The organism is Bradyrhizobium sp. MI1.4 (assembly GCF_055811315.1).
Map to the genome: position 1 here is coordinate 1 of NZ_JBVVPP010000058.1, position 18,824 is coordinate 18,824.

Annotated in this window: 16 protein-coding genes and 2 pseudogenes; 6 read left to right on the plus strand and 12 right to left on the minus strand. The window is 60.3% G+C overall.

Going from position 1 to position 18,824, the window contains the following annotated elements; genetic code table 11:
- Positions 1–272: 272 nt before the first annotated feature.
- Positions 273–448, minus strand: a pseudogene (locus tag AC0L23_RS34400) (DUF3606 domain-containing protein).
- A 185-nt stretch (positions 449–633) separates the two neighbouring features.
- On the minus strand, positions 634–1,569 hold the full coding sequence (gene ligD, locus AC0L23_RS34405; RefSeq protein WP_473358005.1) for a non-homologous end-joining DNA ligase: 936 nt from the start codon (positions 1,567–1,569) through the stop codon (positions 634–636).
- Positions 1,570–1,916: 347 nt separating this feature from the next.
- Here ligD and AC0L23_RS34410 point away from each other — a divergent pair, with 347 nt between their 5' ends.
- From AC0L23_RS34410 to AC0L23_RS34425, 4 genes are all read left to right on the plus strand, one after another.
- A complete protein-coding gene (locus AC0L23_RS34410; protein ID WP_473358006.1) occupies positions 1,917–2,162 on the plus strand; it encodes a tyrosine-type recombinase/integrase in 246 nt (81 codons plus the stop codon).
- Between the two features lie 184 nt (positions 2,163–2,346).
- Positions 2,347–2,739 (plus strand): response regulator transcription factor, encoded by a 393-nt coding sequence (locus AC0L23_RS34415; RefSeq protein WP_473358007.1) that lies wholly within the window; start codon positions 2,347–2,349, stop codon positions 2,737–2,739.
- Positions 2,740–2,838: 99 nt separating this feature from the next.
- Positions 2,839–3,705 carry a hypothetical protein gene (locus tag AC0L23_RS34420; protein ID WP_473358008.1) on the plus strand — a complete coding sequence of 289 codons (867 nt, stop codon included), beginning with the start codon at positions 2,839–2,841 and terminating at the stop codon, positions 3,703–3,705.
- Between the two features lie 753 nt (positions 3,706–4,458).
- A complete protein-coding gene (locus tag AC0L23_RS34425) occupies positions 4,459–4,638 on the plus strand; it encodes a hypothetical protein (protein ID WP_473358009.1) in 180 nt (59 codons plus the stop codon).
- Positions 4,639–4,744: 106 nt separating this feature from the next.
- On the opposite strand, the pseudogene AC0L23_RS34430 reads toward AC0L23_RS34425, so the two are convergent.
- From AC0L23_RS34430 to AC0L23_RS34475, 10 genes and pseudogenes are all read right to left on the minus strand, one after another.
- Positions 4,745–5,466: pseudogene (locus AC0L23_RS34430) on the minus strand (transposase); the annotation flags it as partial.
- A 1,338-nt stretch (positions 5,467–6,804) separates the two neighbouring features.
- On the minus strand, positions 6,805–8,208 hold the full coding sequence (locus tag AC0L23_RS34435) for an amidase (protein WP_473358010.1): 1,404 nt from the start codon (positions 8,206–8,208) through the stop codon (positions 6,805–6,807).
- Between the two features lie 84 nt (positions 8,209–8,292).
- A complete protein-coding gene (locus AC0L23_RS34440) occupies positions 8,293–9,054 on the minus strand; it encodes an SDR family NAD(P)-dependent oxidoreductase (protein ID WP_473358011.1) in 762 nt (253 codons plus the stop codon).
- 47 nt (positions 9,055–9,101) lie between these two features.
- Positions 9,102–9,827, minus strand: coding sequence for an ABC transporter ATP-binding protein (locus tag AC0L23_RS34445; RefSeq protein WP_473358012.1), 726 nt, complete (start codon positions 9,825–9,827; stop codon positions 9,102–9,104).
- Positions 9,817–10,536 carry an ABC transporter ATP-binding protein gene (locus tag AC0L23_RS34450; protein WP_473358013.1) on the minus strand — a complete coding sequence of 240 codons (720 nt, stop codon included), beginning with the start codon at positions 10,534–10,536 and terminating at the stop codon, positions 9,817–9,819. Before AC0L23_RS34450 ends, AC0L23_RS34445 begins: the two co-directional genes overlap by 11 nt.
- Complete coding sequence (locus AC0L23_RS34455) at positions 10,523–11,605, minus strand: branched-chain amino acid ABC transporter permease (RefSeq protein ID WP_473358014.1); 1,083 nt, start codon at positions 11,603–11,605, stop codon at positions 10,523–10,525. Before AC0L23_RS34455 ends, AC0L23_RS34450 begins: the two co-directional genes overlap by 14 nt.
- Positions 11,606–11,616: 11 nt before the next feature.
- Positions 11,617–12,483: an ABC transporter permease subunit gene (locus AC0L23_RS34460; protein WP_247288216.1), complete on the minus strand. Its 867-nt coding sequence runs from the start codon at positions 12,481–12,483 to the stop codon at positions 11,617–11,619.
- 94 nt (positions 12,484–12,577) lie between these two features.
- Positions 12,578–13,795 carry an urea ABC transporter substrate-binding protein gene (locus tag AC0L23_RS34465; RefSeq protein ID WP_473358036.1) on the minus strand — a complete coding sequence of 406 codons (1,218 nt, stop codon included), beginning with the start codon at positions 13,793–13,795 and terminating at the stop codon, positions 12,578–12,580.
- 58 nt (positions 13,796–13,853) lie between these two features.
- Positions 13,854–14,849 carry an acetamidase/formamidase family protein gene (locus AC0L23_RS34470; protein WP_473358015.1) on the minus strand — a complete coding sequence of 332 codons (996 nt, stop codon included), beginning with the start codon at positions 14,847–14,849 and terminating at the stop codon, positions 13,854–13,856.
- Positions 14,850–14,866: 17 nt separating this feature from the next.
- Entirely contained in the window at positions 14,867–16,267 is a 1,401-nt protein-coding gene (locus AC0L23_RS34475; RefSeq protein ID WP_473358016.1) for an amidase, read from the minus strand.
- Positions 16,268–16,676: 409 nt separating this feature from the next.
- Between AC0L23_RS34475 and AC0L23_RS34480 the strand changes: the two genes are divergently transcribed.
- Together AC0L23_RS34480 and AC0L23_RS34485 are read left to right on the plus strand one after the other, a co-directional pair.
- A complete protein-coding gene (locus AC0L23_RS34480; protein ID WP_473358017.1) occupies positions 16,677–17,852 on the plus strand; it encodes a transporter substrate-binding domain-containing protein in 1,176 nt (391 codons plus the stop codon).
- Between the two features lie 74 nt (positions 17,853–17,926).
- Positions 17,927–18,436: an ANTAR domain-containing response regulator gene (locus AC0L23_RS34485; protein ID WP_473358018.1), complete on the plus strand. Its 510-nt coding sequence runs from the start codon at positions 17,927–17,929 to the stop codon at positions 18,434–18,436.
- Positions 18,437–18,824: the final 388 nt, after the last annotated feature.

The following is an 18,824-nucleotide window of genomic DNA, read 5'->3' on the forward strand; positions in this document are numbered from 1 at the left end:
TGTCGCGTTAGCGTACGGTGCTCATAGGCGCTGTGACCGCCCTCGTTCTTCACCATGTCTTCGCGGGCTATAGGTAGGCGAGTCAGTAGGCTCTGCTTAGCGCCATTGCAGGTGCCCGGGTCACTGGCGGCCGAACTCTTCGCTCCGGGCTTGGTCCTGGTGGTTCGCAGACAAAGCCTAAGCCAAAGCAGATGGGACAGCTGGGGTTGGTCATGGCATGAAAAAGCGCGCGGGCCTTGCTCCAGAGATCGCAAGCATACCGCGCGCCTCGGTTACGCCGCCAATTGTTTGCGAACGGCGGCGGCCGAATTGCCTACCTTGTCGACAGCCCTTGCAGCTCGTCTTGGAGACACCAAGCGCCTTCATCCAATATTTGACCTCGGAGTCCTCATGCATGTTGATTTTGCTACGGTCGCGCTGGTCCCTTTTTGGTGAGATTGTCGCTCATCTTCCTGCTCCATCGCCTGTACAAGCCGCTCATCGTCGAGAACGGCCAGCAGGTCATTGATTGTACTCTCGCAGTCCCGTGGGCCAGGCTCGACATAGCGAGCCAGGATGGCTTGGGCTTCTTTTACGGCTTGGGTTACGCGATCCGGCATGCCGGTACTCCACTTACTCGCGGAGAAAACGCCGTCAGGAACGCCCCGTTCCCTTGCTGAGCCCCTTGAAAGAACTGGCGCGCAGCAGGCCTTCAGAGGTGATGTCCCGGTATTCGACGTCGGCGTAGAACTTCGGCTCGACCCATGTGGCCTTCGTTTTTTTGACAGGCTTGGTGAGCTTTTGCTTCGGGCTGACGACCGTATCGAGAGCCTTGCGAATCTCTACCGATTTGGTCCGGCTCCAGCCCGTGCCGACCTTGCCCATGTAGACCAGCTCTTTGCCTTCCTGCTTGCCGAGGTAGAGGGCGGCAACGCCGGAGGGGTCCTTGACGAAACCAACGACGGGAAATTTTTCGCGCTGCACCGTCTTGATCTTCTGCCAGGCCTCGACCCGATCCGACCGGTACGGCGCATCAACCCGCTTGGACACGATGCCCTCGTAGTTGAGCTTGCTCGCCGCCTCAAACAGCGCCTGCCCGTCGCCTTCGTGGTGCTCGCTGTAGAAGATTGGTGCTTCCAGCTCGTTCTCGTCTATCAGCTGCTTCAGGAGCTCCTTGCGGGCAAGCTGAGCCATTTTGCGAAGGTCCTTGCCATCCAGCCACAGGAGATCGAACGCGAAGAAAACGAGGCGGTCCTGGTCGCCTCTGCCGAGGTCGGCCTGAAGTTCGGAGAAGTTGGTGCGCTCTTCGTGGATGACGACCACCTCACCATCGACAATGGCTTGACCTTCGATGTCGAAGGCGCCTGCAATGACCGAGAACCTGTCGACCCAGTTATGGCCGTCCCTGGTGAACGCCTTCCGGCTGTCGCGGTCGATGTGGAGCTGGATGCGGTAGCCGTCGTATTTGACTTCGTGAATCCACTGAGCCCCCGAAGGAGCTTTCATCTTCAGGGTCGCAAGCTGGGGGCCTATAAAGCCCGGCATGGAAGCTCGCGGCTTCTTGGCCGGTGCTCGGGTACGCTTTGCCATTAACGCAACTCACAAAAAGCCCGCCGCCGGTGTTGAGAGCCGACGGCGGGACAGTCTACCTACCTTACCTACGACTCTCCAACCACCAGACTGATGCGGCGTTCCCATGCGTTCTCTCATACAACCGCAATCGCGATTCCAGGTTGTATTTTCAACGTCAACGAGAACGGCAGCTGAACAGCTAGGGAACGCGTGCAACGCCAGGATGTCACCGGCGGATACACGGCGGATCGCGCAACCGTTCGTCAAAAGAAAACCGGGCGTCCTGTCAGATTTGAATTGAGCGAGCAGACCGTCAGGCCGTCGATGACTATCTCAAGGCCACTGCTAAACGGCCCGGCGAATTCTTGTTCACCGGCCGTCGCGATCCTGGCCGCAACATAACAACGCGCCAATATGCCCCGCTCATGTCGGATTGGATCGGAAGCGTGGGGCTCGACCCGAAGCTATTTGGTATGCATTCACTGCGGCGGACGAAAGCGACGTTGATCTATCGGCGAACAGGCAATCTCCGGGCTGTCCAGCTTTTGCTCGGGCATACAAGATCGAAAGCACAGTCAGGTATCTCGGGATCGAAGTCGATGACGCCCTAGCCATAGCGGAACAAGTTGATGTCTGAATTAGCCGGGCAGACCGGACATGCTCTGCCCACTCCGTAACAGTCGGTTCGTGCCATCTCCGGAAGTGCACTGCGTAAGCCACCCACCCTCTCGTTTGTTAATGGCGGACTAGATTCCATTGATCCAGATCAAGGGGCGCCGCCCCCCCGGGGGCCATATGCGCCTCGACCTGGACACGGAAATGATGGCGCAGCCGACAGTCGTGATCGCGGTCGATGACAATGCGGGCCTTCTAAAGAGCGTGGCGCGGCTGTTAGCCCACCACGGCATCGAGAGCCGTACGTTCGCCCCGGCCGAGGCGTTGCTTGAGAGCGACAGCGTGCAGACGGCAACTTGCTTGCTGCTTGACATTCACCTCGGGGGAATGTCGGGAATCGAGCTGCAGCGCCGGCTTGCGGCATCGGGATCGAAGTGGCCCGTCATCTTCATGACCGCGAAGGACGACGAGACCACACGCAATGAGGCAATGGACGCCGGATGCATCGCCTGTTTGCGCAAGCCGTTCGCAGGTCATATCCTGCTGGATGCTATTGGAAAGGCCGCGGTCTAACCGGCGCAAATGTGCCAGAAACAGACAGACGGCAACGAACAGGTCGTGGTTCGTGCGTGGCCACTAGTGGCCCGCCCGCGTAGCTAGCGGAGGATTTCAATGAGAAGATTGTCCGTGATCTTGAGCCTGCTGTCGCTCGCGCCAAATCGGAAGAAATATCTCGTGCTGGTCTTCGGCCTGGTGTTTGCGTTGTTTGGGTCAACCCCCGGCCTGTCCCAACACGGCCAGTCCAGTAACGAAGTCACGGTCGCTCAATCCCGTCCAGCCGACAAGCCGACCCAGTCGGGCACGCCGGCTCAATCCACGAGCGAGTCCGATATGCTGGACCGACCCACTGCTCACGGACGCTTTGGTCCTGAGAGGCTTTCCAAGGGTCAACTGGCGAAGGAGGTTGCGGCCCAAAAGCGCGTCGCCACCTATTTTCATGACAAGGTGACGACCCGTCTCAAGAGTTGCTGGGACTCCCTCAAAGGAACGGGCGATATCAGGATGGAGTACACCTTCGCGAGGCGGGACAAGTACTGGATGCCCGAAACGGTGATTCTGGCCCATTCGACGGTGCTCGACCATGAGCAGAACCACGCAGCTCTCAAGTGCATGGAGGACGCCGTCAAGGACACACCCCTCCCGATCGATTCCGGCGATGCCGACACAAAAGATTTCTTCATCTCGTGGTCTTGGCCGGTGCCCATGCTCAAAGACGCAGAACAGCAGTATGAAATGATGCTGCGCTCGAATGGCGGCGGTGGTGGCGGGGGGTGTGACGGGCGCGGTACTCCGCCGAGGTGCAGCCGCTGCGTCGGCGAGGGATCATGCGCCAGCTGCGTAAGGGTTTGCGTCGGGTACCAAAGCTGTGGCTTTTCGTCCAGCGGGGGCGTGAGGGTCGGCTGCTTCAATGATCCACCTACTCAATGCGTTTCCGGGGGCGGAGGTAGCGATGTATCCAGCGGTATCGTCATATATTGAGACGAACGACGAACCGTTTGCGCGAACGGTACGAACTATATGGGGGGTGTACTGAGTGGATTTGGGATGAGATCGGGGGCAGTGTTGAGCAGTGCGTTCAGGTCCTCAACGTACCTCTTGGCGTCTTTCGTGTTGCCGACCAACAGGGACAGCTGTGCGCCAGCGTAGATGCCAACGACACCGCTCGTATTCGCATGGTTTGCGTCCCGGGCATGTATGATTGCCTTTTTTGGGCCGCCGCGACTGCTTGGTCGGGGTATCCTAAGGCCCACAGGCAGAGTGCCAGATAGGCAAGACCTGACGCGCGCGGATCTGTAACGTAGAGCACCGGGAGAGACTCGTCCGTTTCGGCTTCGTCGATTGCAAGGATCTGTTCCAATTGTGCCCTCGCCGTCTCGAACTCGCCCATTTCAAGCAGCGAAGCACCCACGGCACGGTGCGCAATCAGTCGCGCCAGGCGGTCGCCGGTGTGCGCGGCTACCCGTTGTCAAAAAACATCGGAATTCTGCTAGTGCAAAAGATTACTGGCCTTACACCGGATTGGCAATTTCTAGGGAAAGCGGATGGATTGCCACTCCAACTTCGAGAGGAGTTAGAGTCCGCCAAGCCGCAGCTAACAACCTGAACATGCCCGTCACTCCTGTCGGTGAAGACGCGCTTAAGTTTCGTTGCGCGGTGGTTGGATAGGTACCCGGCTTACGAACCACGCTCCATGTTGTTAGACCGCGCCCTCAACATCGAAGGAGCGTCACGTTGGCCAGGAAGAAAAAAGTAATTCGTCGCGAGTGGACTAAGGACGACATCAAGGAACTGAAAGCGCACTCAAAGGCGCGGACGCCTGTCGCGAGGATTGCCAAGGAGACCAAGCGAACCGAGGGCTCGCTGCGTCAGAAGGCGCTGTACTTGGGAATTGGTCTGGGCCATCAGCGGTAAATTGAGTGCTCTCGGTCATACTGGTCCGTTGAGCGAGCCGCCAAAAACCAATATTGTTTAACGCTCGGATCTGCGCCGATCACGTGCAGACCGCTGCTTCCCGCCTTCAGGTGGCTCGGATAGCTGCAATCAGGCTCGGTTTGCCGACGATGTTCATCACCCGGGTGAGGTTATAGGCCAGGACGTGCAAGGCCATCTTGGCGGCTACATTCCGTAGGCGCTTCATCAGGAAGTGCGTCGCAGCCACATGGGCTTTGATCGTGCCGAAGGGATGCTCGACCGTCTCGCGCCGCGTCCGCATGGCGTCGGGATTGCAATCGAGCCGTCTCTGGACCTCCTCGATCACATACTTATGCTCCCAGAGCGTTATGCGGCGCTGCTTTGACGGCGTGCATTGGCTCTTGATCACGCAGCCCTGGCACGCTGCTGTCGACCAGTAACGGCGCAGCGTCATTCCGTGCTCGATGTTGGTGTAGTGATAGGCAGCAGCTGGCCGGATGGGCAGCGGTAGACGTCCTCATCAGGCAGGTAGGCGAAGTCCTGTTTGCCGAACCGGCCCTCCGCCTTGGCGTTCGACGTCATGGGCTTGGGCAAGGTGACTGCAACGCCAGCCTGTTCGCAGGCTAATATCTCTTCTCCATCGAAGTAGCCACGGTCGGCGACTGCCTCGAGTTTGTCCGCTTCGAGCACTTCTTTGGCTTGCTTCGACATCCGAGCAAGCTGCCCACGGTCGTTGCCGATGTTTATGACCTCGTGCGTAACGATCAGATGGTGTTCTGTGTCCACCGCGACCTGGACATTTTAGCCGACGACACCCGATCCGCGTCCACCGGGATAGGTCGGCAAGACAGAAGCATGTCGGTAGCCGATGTTGCGACTACCCGCTTCGTGCCAGAGGTGGCCGTTCCGAGGAATCAGCTTTTGACCGGAGCGCAGTTAGAGCGACCGAGGCCGATTCAGCGGGAACGACGGGTCGGTGAATTAGAAGTCGCAGTCGGCTGAACCCAAAGCCTTAAGCAAGCCACCAAACGCGCCTAGCCGGCAAGGTTCGGCGTTCCCGGCAGCGTTTCGCCGTTCGGTAGTTGTGGTCTGCTTGACCTCGGCTTTCTTTGGCTTCGACTTTGGAGAAGGGGCGGTGGTGACCTTCTTCGGCTTGGGATCGTGCCGATGGGAGTTCATCGTCCTCGGCGGCTCCGATGGACCGACACTGGTGCTGCCTTCCGGCGAGGAATTGCGTTCATCGACGAGAGCAGGCTGCGCTGGTGTCTCGATGCTCCCAGCGGCGACTCCAAGTCGATCAGCCTTGGCCAACGCACCGCGTGGCTCGGAAACGCCTGCGGCTATCTCGGCAACGGGCGGGACAGGCACTGCTACACTCCTCGCTGGAGTTTTGAGTTCCATTGCCGCAAGCACTCCCACACCCAGTGGGATGAGGAGGCCCAACAACATCATTCTCAGCATGATGCCTCCGGCTTGAAATGGCGCCGGTTAGAATTCTCCGATGTAATGAGGCAACTTGGCGGCGGCCGACCTGACAACGCGCCCCACGTGCAGAGCGTTTGCCGACAGGGTTAACAGCCGCTCCAGAAAATCCGCATTGCTAGACCGCGGCACAGGCCTCGCTCAGGCTTGGTCGCGGCATCGCGATCGTCTCAAAGTCTTCTCGAGCTTGCTGTCGTACTGCCCGTCCTTGCCCTTGGCGTCATCGAGTTCAAAGCAGCCGCTGCCCTCGGCTTTCTTTTCCATCTCAGTCCGTGCAGCCAAGGACTTCCAGGGCAACTTGATTTCTCAGCTTGCCCCGGTACCACGGGTGTGTCAGCAACTGCGAAAGTGCTGTTTGCAAGTGCAGTAGCGAAGCCCGGTGCTCCTGCGGACGATTGAAGGCCGCACCTGCCTGAAATCAGCCTTCGGGCGAATGTCCGCTTCCCGCCAGAGGGGGCCGTTCACAAGCGTGACTCCCTGCTCGCCGTGCGCACTGATAAGGTTTCAGCAATTTCCTTATCAGTTCGCGAAACTGCTCCATTTGCGACAAGCCATATCGGTTGCCGACTGACTGCTGCGCTCACCAACCCCACTTCGTCTCGGACTCGCTAAATGAGCCCTATCTTCCAGGCGACTCCGCAGGCTAGGAGATTGCGCGCGCGTCTTGGTGTTCCGTGACACCGTTCATTCAATGGGCGCGCGCCGGGTGTGCCAGTCCGTCACCGACTGGAAGGCATGACCAGCGCGGACAAGCACATCCTCGGACAGATGAGGACCCACCAACTGCATGCTGAGCGGCAGGCCGTCGGACGCCATCCCGTTCGGCAGTGTGATAGTGGGGCTGCCCGAGAAGTCGAACACTGCGGTGAAGCGGAGGATACTGAGCAGCACGTTCGGATCGGCACCGTATTCGCCCATCTTGGTCAGCGTTGGGATCGGCACAGGCATTGTCGGGATCAGCAGCAGGTCGATATCGCCGAACAAGGCGGCGAGACTGCCGCAAAACTTCAGTCGCTCATGATGGATCTGCGCGATTTCGACACCGCTCATCGACCTGCCCTGCTCGATCAGCTGCGCCAGATCGGGGCCGTATTCCGATTTTCGCGACGGATAGGTCTCCAGGTGCGCCTCCGCCGTTTCGATCGAGCACATCGGGATCCACATGCTGACAAGCTTCTCGTAGGCCGGGAACTTGACCTCGCGGATATCGGCACCGAGCGCGGCCAGCGTGCGTTCGGCTTCCAGCAACGCAGCGACGACCTGCGAATCGATCCCGTCCTGGATGTAGCTGCGGTCTACGCCGATCCGTACGCCCCGGATGCCGTCACCGATACCGGCCAGATAGTTCGGCACCGGCGCCTGCAGGGCCGTGGAATCATTCACATCGGCGCCCGCGATGACGCCAAGCATAGCGGCGGCATCGGCCGCGCTCCGGCACATCGGCCCGACATGGTCGAGCGAGTCCGCCAGCGGAAACACGCCGTGACGGCTGACGCGTCCCCAGGTAGGCTTGATTCCTGTCAGTCCGCAGGTTGCGGACGGAAACCGGATGGAGCCGCCAGTATCAGTGCCAATCGAACCGAAGCATAGGCCCGCCGACGTTGCCGCGCCCGATCCACTTGAGGAAGAGCCGACCCAGTAGTCGACGCCCCAAGGATTGAGAGGTGCCTCGTCGTTCGGATGATGACTGGTGTAGGCGCCCTCAGTCATCTTCAGCTTGCCGAGTATGATGGCGCCGGCATGCTCGAGCCGGTCCACGATGGTCGCGTTGAAGGGCGGGATAAATTTGGCGTGCATCGTCGTGCCGCCCGCAGTCGGCGCAAAGGTCGTGTAGCAGAGATCCTTCAATCCGATCGGCACGCCGTGCACCGGTCCGCGCCAGATGCCTTTCGCTAGCTCGGCGTCACATAGCTTCGCTTGCGCCATGGCGCGCTCAGCGAGAACGAGTGCGTAGCTGTGGAACTTTCCATCGAGCTTGTCGATCCGGCTCACTATGGCCTCGGTTACCTTCGAGGGCAGCAGCTCGCCCCGGCGGAACAGATCGGAGAGCTCGATAATCGATTTGTAGTGAATTGGATCTGCCGACATTTGACAGCCTTCTTGTTGTCGAAAGCGGTTTAGGCCACCGGCGCCGCAGCCGACGCGATCCGGTGACCATGGGGCTCTCGATGCTTAGAACTGCACGCCGCGCGTGAGAGCCCCATCGACCACGAGGTTGGTTCCCGTGATGAAGCTCGCCGCCCTGCTGGCGAGGAACACCGCGCCGTTCGCCATCTCCTGTGGCGTGCCCATGCGGCCGGTAGGGTTCAGCGCCAATGCGCTCTTGTACAGCTCGGGATTGCCGTCCTTGATCTGATTCCAGACACCGCCCTCGAAATAGGTGTTGCCCGGCGACACCGAATTGGCGCGGATGCCTTTGCCGGCAAGCTGGAAGGCAAGTCCTTGCGTGTAGTGAATGATTGCGGCCTTGAACGTGCCGTAGGGACCGCTGGCGAAATCGACCTCGCGGCCTGACACGCTGGAGATGGTGACGATCGCGCCGGCCTTGCTCTTCTCCAGATACGGCATCGCTGCATTGACCAGCCGCACCGTACCCATCATGTCGGTCGAAAATTCCTTCTCCCAGTTCTCCTCGTCCTGACCGATCGACAGCGCACTAACGTTGGCCACGACGATGTCAATGCCGCCGAGCTTGGAGGCCATGTCCTCGACCCAGGCCTTGAGCGCCGGACCGTTCGAGACATCGACCGAGCTACCATACGCGGCGATGCCCTTGGCCTTGATCGCGGTGACTGCGGTATCGACGTCTGCCTGGTTGCGCGCGCAGATTCCGACATCCGCGCCCTCCGCCGCGAATGTATCAGCGATCGCCCTGCCGATCCCCTTGGTGCTGCCGGTGACGAGAACCTTCGCTCCCTTGAGTCCCAGATCCATGTCCATTCCCTCCCTATTGACGACTTGAAAACATGCCATGTGGCCATTCAGAGTAGGAGCTGCTCGCGGACATTGTCCTCGTTGACCTCGCCACCTGCCAGCGATTGCGTGATCTTGCCCTTCTCCATGATGTAACAACGCTCGGCGATCGCCAGGATCGTGTCGAGATTTTGCTCCACGAAGATAATCGTGGTGCCGAGCTCGTTCCGAAACGACCTCAGCGCCTCGCAGATGTGCTGGACGATCGAGGGCTGGATACCCTCGGACGGCTCGTCCAGGATCATCAAGGACGGATTGCCGATCAGCGCACGGCCTATGGCGAGCTGTTGCTGCTCGCCGCCCGACATGGTGCCTGCGGCCTGCCGTCGGCGTTCTTTCAGTCGCGGAAAATACTCATAGACGAGTTCAGGCAGCTTCTTGCCACCGGGACCGCCAATCAACTCTCCCACCTGCAGGTTTTCCTCGACAGTCATCTGCGGAAAGACATCGCGTCCCTGCGGGATGTAGCCGAAGCCTGCCCTCGCCCGCGCGTCGGCTTCGAGCTTTGTGATGTCCTGCCCCATGAAGCTGATCGTGCCACGCCAGGTCTGCAGCAAACCGATCAGACACCGCATCAGAGTCGATTTGCCTACACCGTTACGGCCGATCACGCCGACGATCTCGCCGCGCGAGACCGACATGGTGACGCCCTGCAGGATCGGCGTCGCACCGTATCCCGCCCACAATTCCGATACGTCGAGAATCTGGTCAGTGGGATTGGGTTTAGTGAGCATGGGTCTTACCGAGATAGATCTGCGCGACCTTTTCGTCCTGCAAGATGTCTTTGAGATCACCGCGCGCGAAAATCTTGCCGAGATGCAACACCGTGACGCGCTGGGCAACCTGACGCACGAATGCCATGTCATGCTCGACGACAAGCACCGTCATGCCTTCGGCATTGAACGACTTGATCAACTCGCCGGTCTTGAACGTTTCATCCGGAGACATGCCGGCCGTCGGCTCGTCCAGCAGCAGGAGCTGAGGCTTCAGCGCCAGAGCCATCCCGATCTCGAGCCATTGCTGCTGGCCATGCGACAGCGCACCCGCGAGCTTCTCGCTGTCCGGCCCGAGGTTGAGCAGAGTCAGCAGGCGATCCTGCTCGGCGATGCGTTCCGCACCGGATAATCGCTCCTGGAGCGCAATCCGGATGTTTTGCCGGACCGGCAGCTCCTTGAACACGCTCGGAGCCTGCATCTTGATGCTCATGCCCCGCTGCACGCGCGCATATGGACGTTCAGCCGTGATGTCGACGGTATCGAACAGGATGCTGCCTTGGCTCGGCGGGTAAAGACCCACCATCAGCTTGAACAATGTGCTCTTACCGGCGCCATTGGGTCCGATCAGGCAGTGGACCTCGCCGGCGTTGACCGTAAGGTCGACGTCGGAGACTGCGGTCAATCCGCCAAAACGCTTGGATACGCCTTTGACTTCAACCAGCGCCATGATCAGGTCTCTTCCGATTGCAAGCCCTCCGCCATGACGGGGCCCCTTTGCGCCGACCACGCCCGCTCCACCAGTCGGCAGCAAGCTTGCCGATGCCGAGCACAAAACCCTGCGGCGCCAGCATCACCGTGGCGAGCAGCAGCGCCCCCATCAACACGAGTGCTGCCTGCTGGCTATAGACCGTGATGGTCTGAAAGCCGAACAGCAGCAGGAACGATCCGACCAGCGTCGCGGTCAGATCGCTCCGTCCGGAGAAAGCCACCCATATGATAGGCATCGCCGCAGCAGGCAGACCGATGCTGGACGGCGTGATGAACTGCCCCCATGACGTGTACAACGCGCCGCTGAGGCCCGCGAGGCCGCTGCCAATCACAAAGGTCAGCAGCTGATATTTTCGGACATCGTAACCTAGCATCTCGGCACGCTGCGGGTTTTCCCGCGTTGCCACGATGATGTTGCCTATGCCCGAATTCACCAGCATGCGCAGCGCGAGGTAGACGATCACGATCAACGCGATCATGACGTAGTACAGCGTCGATCCTTCGATAAACAAGTCGCCCACGGTCAGCGGGTCCATGCCCTTCATGCCGTTGAAGCCGTTGAGCCGAGCCGAGCCTATGTGCCACTCCGGCCCTGCAGTTTGGCCAAGGAAGAAGGCGAGCACGAGGGTCGCAGACAACGTCACGATACCGAAGAAGATGCCGCTGATACCGCCCCAAATCATGAAATAGCCGAGGATGCCCGCCGCCCCCATCGCTAGGACGACGGCGAGCATCAGCGCGGCGATCGTTGCTGTGCCGCCGCCCATGTTGATCGCGAGCACGCCGTACCCGTAGCCGGCGATGCCGAAGAACAAGGTCTGGCCGAATGATAGCATGCCGCCATAACCCCACATCAAGCATAGGCCGAGCGCCATGAAGATCCAGATCAGAAAGTAGGCGAAATTGCCAACGTCGTAGGAATCAGCAAACAGCGGATATGTCAGCGCGCCCGCGAGCACGACAAGGAAGCTGGACCAGAAGACCTTGCCACGTCCGAGTGTCTGCGGACCTTCCAGCAGCTTCAACATCACGATTCCCTTTAGCGCCCACGACGAACTAGAACACTGGAGAGTCCCTCGGGCAGAACCCGAATGATCAAAATAACAGCGACCAGCATGCCAATCTGCCCGATGATCTGGCCGTAGCTCGCGTTCAGCGCCATCCGGATCATGGCCAGCAACACGGCCGCTGGCGCTGTTCCGAGCAGCACGTTCGCCCCTCCGATCACGACTGTGACAAAGCTTTCGACCACGAAGGTCGCTCCCATGGTCGGGATCAGCGTCATGGTTGGTGCGTAAAGGGCCCCGCAAAGCCCGGCGAGACCCGTGCCGATTCCGAAACTGATCGCATAGATGCGGCCAGTGCGCGCGCCCAGCGCCTTCGCCATGGCCGCATTCTGCATCGTCGCGCGCGAGATCACGCCGAATCGCGTCTTCATGAAGATGATGTAAAGACCGGCCAGCACCGCTACCGCGCACGCGAACAGCACCAGACGATAGGTCGAAAACGTATAGCCACCGATCGCAAAACTTCCCTCGGGCGTTCCGATGCCCCGCACCGCAGAGCCTACGATCAGAAGCATCGATTGCGTTACGATCAGACTAAGGCCCCAGGTCGCGAGCAGAGAGTCCAGCGGCCGCTTGTAGAAGCGCCGCACGACCAGGAACTCGACGAGGACACCGATGAGCCCCGCCGTGAGCGCGGCCAGGATCTGCGCAATTGCGAGCGGAACGCCCAGATTCACAAGGCCGACGGTGACATAAGCGCCGCACATGATGAACTCGCCATGCGCCATGTTGATGACGCCCATCATACCGAACACGATGGCAAGACCTGCAGCCGAGAGAATGAGGAACGCGAACACGTCGGCGAACTGATAGAATACCGAGAATACTTCAGCCGACATCTTGGTCCCTCTGTGATCCCGGCGCCGCATCGTTGCGGCGCCGGCCTTGTTCAGGATCGTAAGACTCAACACGAGCAAGATCCGTGCCCGAACATCACGACTTCTTGGGAAGATGGTTCGGCGTGTACTGATCCTTGTCGTTCTTCTTGGTCAGATCGCAGCCGATCTCGCCGAGCCAATAAGGCTGGATCGTGCCATAGTCCTTCTCGACCTTCACCTCATGCTTTGGCCCGACCGAGATCAGACGCATGCGGTGCGAGGTGTGCTGGCTCTTCGGATCGATGCACACCTTGCCTTCGGGAGCGTCGATGCATGCATCGCCGGTCGCGATCACCTTGCGCATGTCGTCGAGCTTGATCGACTTCGCTCTCTCGACCAGCGCCTTGTACATATAGAGCGCATTATAGGCATTGTAGCCCATGTCGTTGATGTAGAGTTCGTCAGGGAATTTCGTATGCCAGCGCTGCTTGAACTCGGTCGCTTCCGGCGTGTCGATCTCCTCGAACCAATTCGCAGTCGCATGCATGTTGTTAAGCGCAGGCGGCTTGAACCGCTTGTGCTCGAAGCCGAGCATGACCTTGATCGACGATCCCATCGGCAGATTGAGGTTGGCCGCAGCCGCCTGCTCGAAGAATGAATCCTGCGCAGCGCCGACATTGATCGTGAGTAGCCAATCCGGCTTCGCTTTCTGGATGTTCTGGATCGTCTGCGCGAACTGCGACACGCCGAGCGGGATGAACTCCTCGCCTACGACCTCGCCGCCGAGATCCTTCATGATCTTGCGGTTCCACTCGGCCGAGATTTGACCGAAATTGTAATCAGCGGCGATGACATAGACCTTCTTTCCGAATTTCTCGACCATCCATGGAATCAATGTTGAGAATTGCTGCTCCGGCACTGCGCCCATGCTAATCATGCTGGCGTCACAGACGCCGCCTTCATACTGATTGGTGTAGAAGTACGGTATCGAGGTGCGATCGACGATGGGACGTAGCGCCTCGCGAGAAGCCGAGGTGATGCCCCCGATCAGAACGTCGACCTTGTCGCGGTTGAGCAGTCGACGGCCGAACTCCTGATAGCGCGCATTGTCGCCCTGCGGATCAAGGTGAATCAGCTCGATCTGTCGCCCCAGGATGCCACCGCTTTTGTTGATCTCCTCGACTGCCAGCTGCGATCCATGCAGCTTTGGCATTCCCATGAAGGCGAGGTCGCCGGACACGTCCTCGAGCAGACCTACCTTCAACGGCGGTTCCGCCGCCCGACCAACACTCGCGCCTGCCACTGTACCGAGCATGGCGCCAAGCAAGACCATTCTGAGCTTACGTCCCGAATTCATCGTGATATCTCCCTGTTCTGAAAGTGTCTGGATGTCATGGCTTGAGGTAATTCTTCAGGATCGATGCCCCCATCGTGTATTTTGGATCGACCATGTTGCCGAGCCGCATGCGGCCGGCTTGGCTGAGCAGCATGTAGGCGTCGATCTCGTCGAAGCCGTAATCGGCCGCCATCCACCGCACGAGTTCGCGATAGGCGATACGCGCCGCGTCCTCAAGCGGACGCGCGCTGCCGATCGTCATGATGAAGTCCTTCGTCTCGAGCCGCGGCCAGGCGAAGCTCCAGTTCTTGATCAGGTCGACCTGCAACGTGACGGTTGCGCGCTGCTCCAGCGCCACGCCCGAGAGCTCACCGTCGCCCTGCGTCGCATGGCAGTCGCCGACGTAAAGCATCCCGCCCTCGGTATGCACCGGGAAATAGATGATCGCTCCGGGAGCGACATCGGGCAGATCCATGTTGCCGCCGTGGTAGTCGGGTTGCAGCGACGAGATCGCCTCGATCTCCGGAGAGACGCCGATTGTGCCGATGAACGGCTCGTAGGGCAGCGTGATCTTATCGTTCCAGCGTACGCCGTTCCTGTCGACATGCAGCTTCCTCACACGCTCCGGCAGGGGCGGATTGAGCAGCGCCGTCGAGCTTGTTCCAACCAGCCCCCCGAACTCCGGAATAATGCAGGTCGTTCCGGCCGGCTGTTCACCCCGCGTCTCGACATCGCGGATATAGATTGCAAGGCAATCGCCCTTCTTGGCGCCTTTGACGGCGATCGGTCCGCATTGCGGGTTGAGATAGGGGAAGTTCAGTTTGGCCGTCGGGCTGTCGCTCTCCTTGGTGAGCACGCCGCCGAAGGCGTCTTCCGTCTCGACGACGACCACTCCGCCCGGATCGATGGACAAGGTCGGCTTGGCATAGGGACCGTAGACGTAGTGAAAGCTACCTTGTTGCTCGATGGTCAGACTATGCGTCGCGCCGATCGCACCCTTGGCGACTGCGCGTTCAGCCATGATGGATGTCTTCAACCAGTCTTCGGACATGTGATCGGCTCCTCAGCTCAGATCGGGGGATGACGCTTGTGCCAGTCGGTAACGCGCTGGAACGCATCGCCTGCGCGAACGAGGCCGGCCTCATCGAAGTGACGGCCGACGAACTGGAAGCCGACCGGACCGCCATTTGCGGTGAAGCCCCCGGGCAGCGTCACGGTCGGGCTTCCCGTCATGTCGAACGGACACGTAAAGCGGAGCAATCCAGAGATGAGGGAGGCGTCCTCGCCGAGGGCCGCCGTCTTGGCGAGGGTTGGCGCCGCGAATGCCTGCGCCGGCACCGCGAGGAGATCGACCGACTCGAACAGAAGGCGGACGGCGCCACGAAACGCCTCGCGGCGAAGCACGATCTTCTGATAGTCCATGCCGGACTGCTGCCGGCCGAGATCGAGCAGGCTCGCGAGCGCCGGGCCGTACTCGTCCTTGCGCGCGGGATAAGTGTCCTCGTGCGCGACAGCCACCTCGATGCCGCAGAGCGGGAACCAGTCGTCGATGACCGCCTTGGGATCGGGGAACATGACCTCCTTGATCTTCGCGCCGAGGTCGGCCGCCACACGCAACCCCTCAGTCAATACCATAGCCGCATCACCGTCGGTGCCTTCGCTGGTCCAGCGCCGGTCGACGCCGATCGTCACGCCACGCAGGTCGCCGGAGAGACCAGCGAGATAGTCGGGCACGGGCAGCGGGACCGACGTCGTGTCCTTGGGGTCCTGACCCGCGATCACGCCGAGGATGGCGCCGCAGTCGACCGCGCTCCTTGCCATCGGGCCGATGTGGTCCAGCGTCGCCGCGAGTTCGAACGCGCCATAGCGGCTGACGCGTCCCCAGGTCGGCTTCAGCCCGGTGACACCGTTGGCCGCGGACGGAAAGCGGATCGATCCGCCGGTATCGGTGCCGAGCGAGCCGAAGCAGAGCCCTGCCGCGGTGGCGACGCCGGAGCCGCTCGAGGACGCGCCGGGCCAGAGATCCGCGTTCCACGGATTTTTCGGCGGGTCGATCTTCGGGTGATGATCGGCGTAAGCGCCTTCGGTCTGCTGCAGCTTGCCGAGAATGATTGCGCCGGCTTCCTTCAACCGCGTCACGACAGTTGCGTCCTCGGTTGGACGAAAGTCGCGATGGATGGTCATGCCGTGCGCGGCAGGCGCGCCCTTTGCCCAGCAGAGGTCCTTGACCGCCACCGGCACGCCGTGCAGCGGTCCCCTGATCTTGCCGGAAGCGATTTCCTTCTCGGCCGCCGCCGCTTCGGCGAGCGCCGAGTCGGCCATTACATAAGCAAAGCTCTTGAGCTTGCCGTCGAGCTGCTCGATCCGCCCGAGCATCGCTTTGGTCGCTTCGACCGGCGATAGCTCCTTCGCCTGGATCTTCCGCCCGACGTCAACGAGTCCTAGATAGTGGAGATCTGTTGTCGCCATCGCCTATCATCCTCCCACTCGATGTGACACACGGTCGTCTTCACGCAGGCGCTATCCTCACTGGCGACGCGGACGCATCGCCAGCTTCCCCGGAGGCAAACGAAAAAAGCCACCCGTCCCTCCCGAATGAGGCGACGAATGGCTCAGATGCCGCGGCTATGATCTATCGCTTAGGGTCCACAATCGAACGAAGCACTTAGTGCAAAGAGCTGGACGTCATCGGCCAGATCGGCGCACGCAAGGTTCGGAAGGTGACCCCTAGGAGAAAAGTCTAAGTAACTGCCCATCGCATTGTCAACGATGCTCTCTGCCTAAATTTCGATAGTGCTGCGCAGCAAAACGGCAGGCCACTTGCACTACTATCCCCGGTGATGATTTCATCGTCGCGTTGCGCTACCGAAAGTCGGCAATGACAAAACCGTCTGTTCCCGTTGGCATCATCTGCTCGCAGTCCGGGCCCTATCAGGCCATGGGCCGCGAGATCCTCAAGAGCGCCATAATGGCGGTCGACGAGATCAACAATCAGGCGGAGTTTGATTTCTCGATCGCTCCCCATATACGCGATCCCCACGGCGTCATCTCGGAGTATCATAAGGTCTGCGACGACCTCATCCGCAATGTCCGCGTCGAGCACATCATCGGCTGCTACACGTCGGCATCGCGCAAACAAGTGCTGCCCATCGTGGAGCGCACCGATCGCCTACTCTGGTATCCTGCGCGCTATGAAGGCTTCGAGTGCTCCGACAACGTGATTTATGTCGGCGCTTCTCCAAATCACAACGTCTTGCCGCTCGTCCAATACGTGCTTGACAATCTGTCACGGGAGATCTTCTGCGTCGGCTCCAACTACGTTTGGACTTGGGAGACAAATCGCGTCACCCGTGAACTGGTCAGCGCGGCAGATGGCCAAATCCTCGCCGAACGGCTGCTCGAACTCGGCGAAAGTGCCGTCGATCACATTGTCGACGAGATCGTTCGTCGCAAACCGCCAGTCGTGTTCAATACGTTGGTCGGAAGCTCGAGCTACGACTTCATCCGCGCCTTTCACGCCGGCACCAAGGCCGCGGGTCTGGAGATTCCCATGTTGAGCTGCAGCCTCTGCGAGCCGGAACTCGCGATCATCGGACCGGCATCGGCCGGCTGCATCACGTCGTCGGCCTATTTCGAGAGCATCCGCCTGCCGGAGAACCGCGCGTTCGTCGGGCGCTGGAAGGCGCGGTATGGTGACGACAGCAGCCCCTCCGTCGACGGGCAATCCGCCTATGTTGCGGTCTATTTGCTGGCCCGCGCGCTGCAGCGCGCGGGCACATCCGACATCGCCGAGGTGCGGCGCGCCGCGGCAGGCTATCGCTACAATTCGCCGCAAGGGCCGGTCTGGATCGACGGCGGCAACAATCATTGCGTCCTTACACCGCGGTTGGCCGTATCCAATCCGCACGGCCAATTTGATATCTTCTGGGAAGCCGACGCGCCTGTTAAGCCTGATCCTTACCTGACGCAGCTCGACGTTGCGGTCAGCCCTTCGAGGGAGATCTCGGTGGGCGGCGCATTGCCGAACGCGCCGCATTTGCGGGTTGTGAAATGAGCAGACCGTCTTCGTTTTCGCTGCGCGGACGCAAGGCGCTCGTTGCCATCAAGGACGAACGCGATGCAACCATCGTGCGACGCCAGTTCGAGCGTCTTGGGATCGCGGGTGTCGCATGGACGCCGGGTGAGCCCGTCGGCTTCGCACCGGACCTGTCGCTGATCGATGACGAGTTTCTACCCTTGCTGCAGCCGGCGCAACGCGCGTACCTGGCGCGGTCACCTGTCATCGCACTGGTCGGCACCGAGACCCCAAGCCGCCTGAAGTTGGTGTTCGAGCTCGACCCTGCTTCGTTCCTCATCAAGCCGCTGCGATCGGCCGGCATCTATGCAGCGCTCGTCATGGCGTTCGAGCGAAACGAACGCACAAGCGAATTGAAGCAACAGATCGTCAAGCTCGAGCAGCGCCTGCGGTCACGTCGTGTCGTACTTGCCGCTGTTCTCCAGGTGATGCATTCGCATGTGCTTGCCGAACCTGCCGCCTTTGCGCTGATCCGAAAAGCCGCCATGGAGCAACGCAAGACGATCGAAGAGCTTTCGGCAGAGATTGCAGCAACGGGCATGCTCCCGCGCGCAACAGGTTAGATCGCCTTCTGCGGGCGCGCGGCAGGCCGCAATCTCCTATGCCCGCTGGACTCTTTGCTGTTTGCGTCGTCACATCAATAAGATGAGCCGTAGCACGCGCATCGCATAGCGCTCGATAAGCTCTCAACTGATTGGCACCATCTCCGCTTCTGGCCCCACAGTTGACATTCCAGCGGTTTTAGCTGCGGTCTGCTGTTCGGGCCAATCAGGCATCCACCTCCCGTCCAGCGCCCAACTGATAAGCTTTTGCGTATTACCTTCTCAGTTGGCCAACTGACGCCGTTTCGTATGAAACGCTATCAGTCAGCGATCTGGAATGTCTGCCTTGCCTCAAATAGCACATCGCAGCTGCACCTCACGGAAGGTCAGCTAAGGGGTCACAAGCGGC

Coding starts and splice junctions, on each gene's coding strand:
- ligD (WP_473358005.1), bottom strand. CDS start 1,569: ATGGCAAAGCGTACCCGAGCACCGGCCAAGAAGCCGCGAGCTTCCATG.
- AC0L23_RS34415 (WP_473358007.1), top strand. CDS start 2,347: ATGCGCCTCGACCTGGACACGGAAATGATGGCGCAGCCGACAGTCGTG.
- AC0L23_RS34420 (WP_473358008.1), top strand. CDS start 2,839: ATGAGAAGATTGTCCGTGATCTTGAGCCTGCTGTCGCTCGCGCCAAAT.
- AC0L23_RS34435 (WP_473358010.1), bottom strand. CDS start 8,208: ATGTCGGCAGATCCAATTCACTACAAATCGATTATCGAGCTCTCCGAT.
- AC0L23_RS34440 (WP_473358011.1), bottom strand. CDS start 9,054: ATGGATCTGGGACTCAAGGGAGCGAAGGTTCTCGTCACCGGCAGCACC.
- AC0L23_RS34445 (WP_473358012.1), bottom strand. CDS start 9,827: ATGCTCACTAAACCCAATCCCACTGACCAGATTCTCGACGTATCGGAA.
- AC0L23_RS34450 (WP_473358013.1), bottom strand. CDS start 10,536: ATGGCGCTGGTTGAAGTCAAAGGCGTATCCAAGCGTTTTGGCGGATTG.
- AC0L23_RS34455 (WP_473358014.1), bottom strand. CDS start 11,605: ATGTTGAAGCTGCTGGAAGGTCCGCAGACACTCGGACGTGGCAAGGTC.
- AC0L23_RS34460 (WP_247288216.1), bottom strand. CDS start 12,483: ATGTCGGCTGAAGTATTCTCGGTATTCTATCAGTTCGCCGACGTGTTC.
- AC0L23_RS34465 (WP_473358036.1), bottom strand. CDS start 13,795: ATGGTCTTGCTTGGCGCCATGCTCGGTACAGTGGCAGGCGCGAGTGTT.
- AC0L23_RS34470 (WP_473358015.1), bottom strand. CDS start 14,849: ATGTCCGAAGACTGGTTGAAGACATCCATCATGGCTGAACGCGCAGTC.
- AC0L23_RS34475 (WP_473358016.1), bottom strand. CDS start 16,267: ATGGCGACAACAGATCTCCACTATCTAGGACTCGTTGACGTCGGGCGG.
- AC0L23_RS34480 (WP_473358017.1), top strand. CDS start 16,677: ATGACAAAACCGTCTGTTCCCGTTGGCATCATCTGCTCGCAGTCCGGG.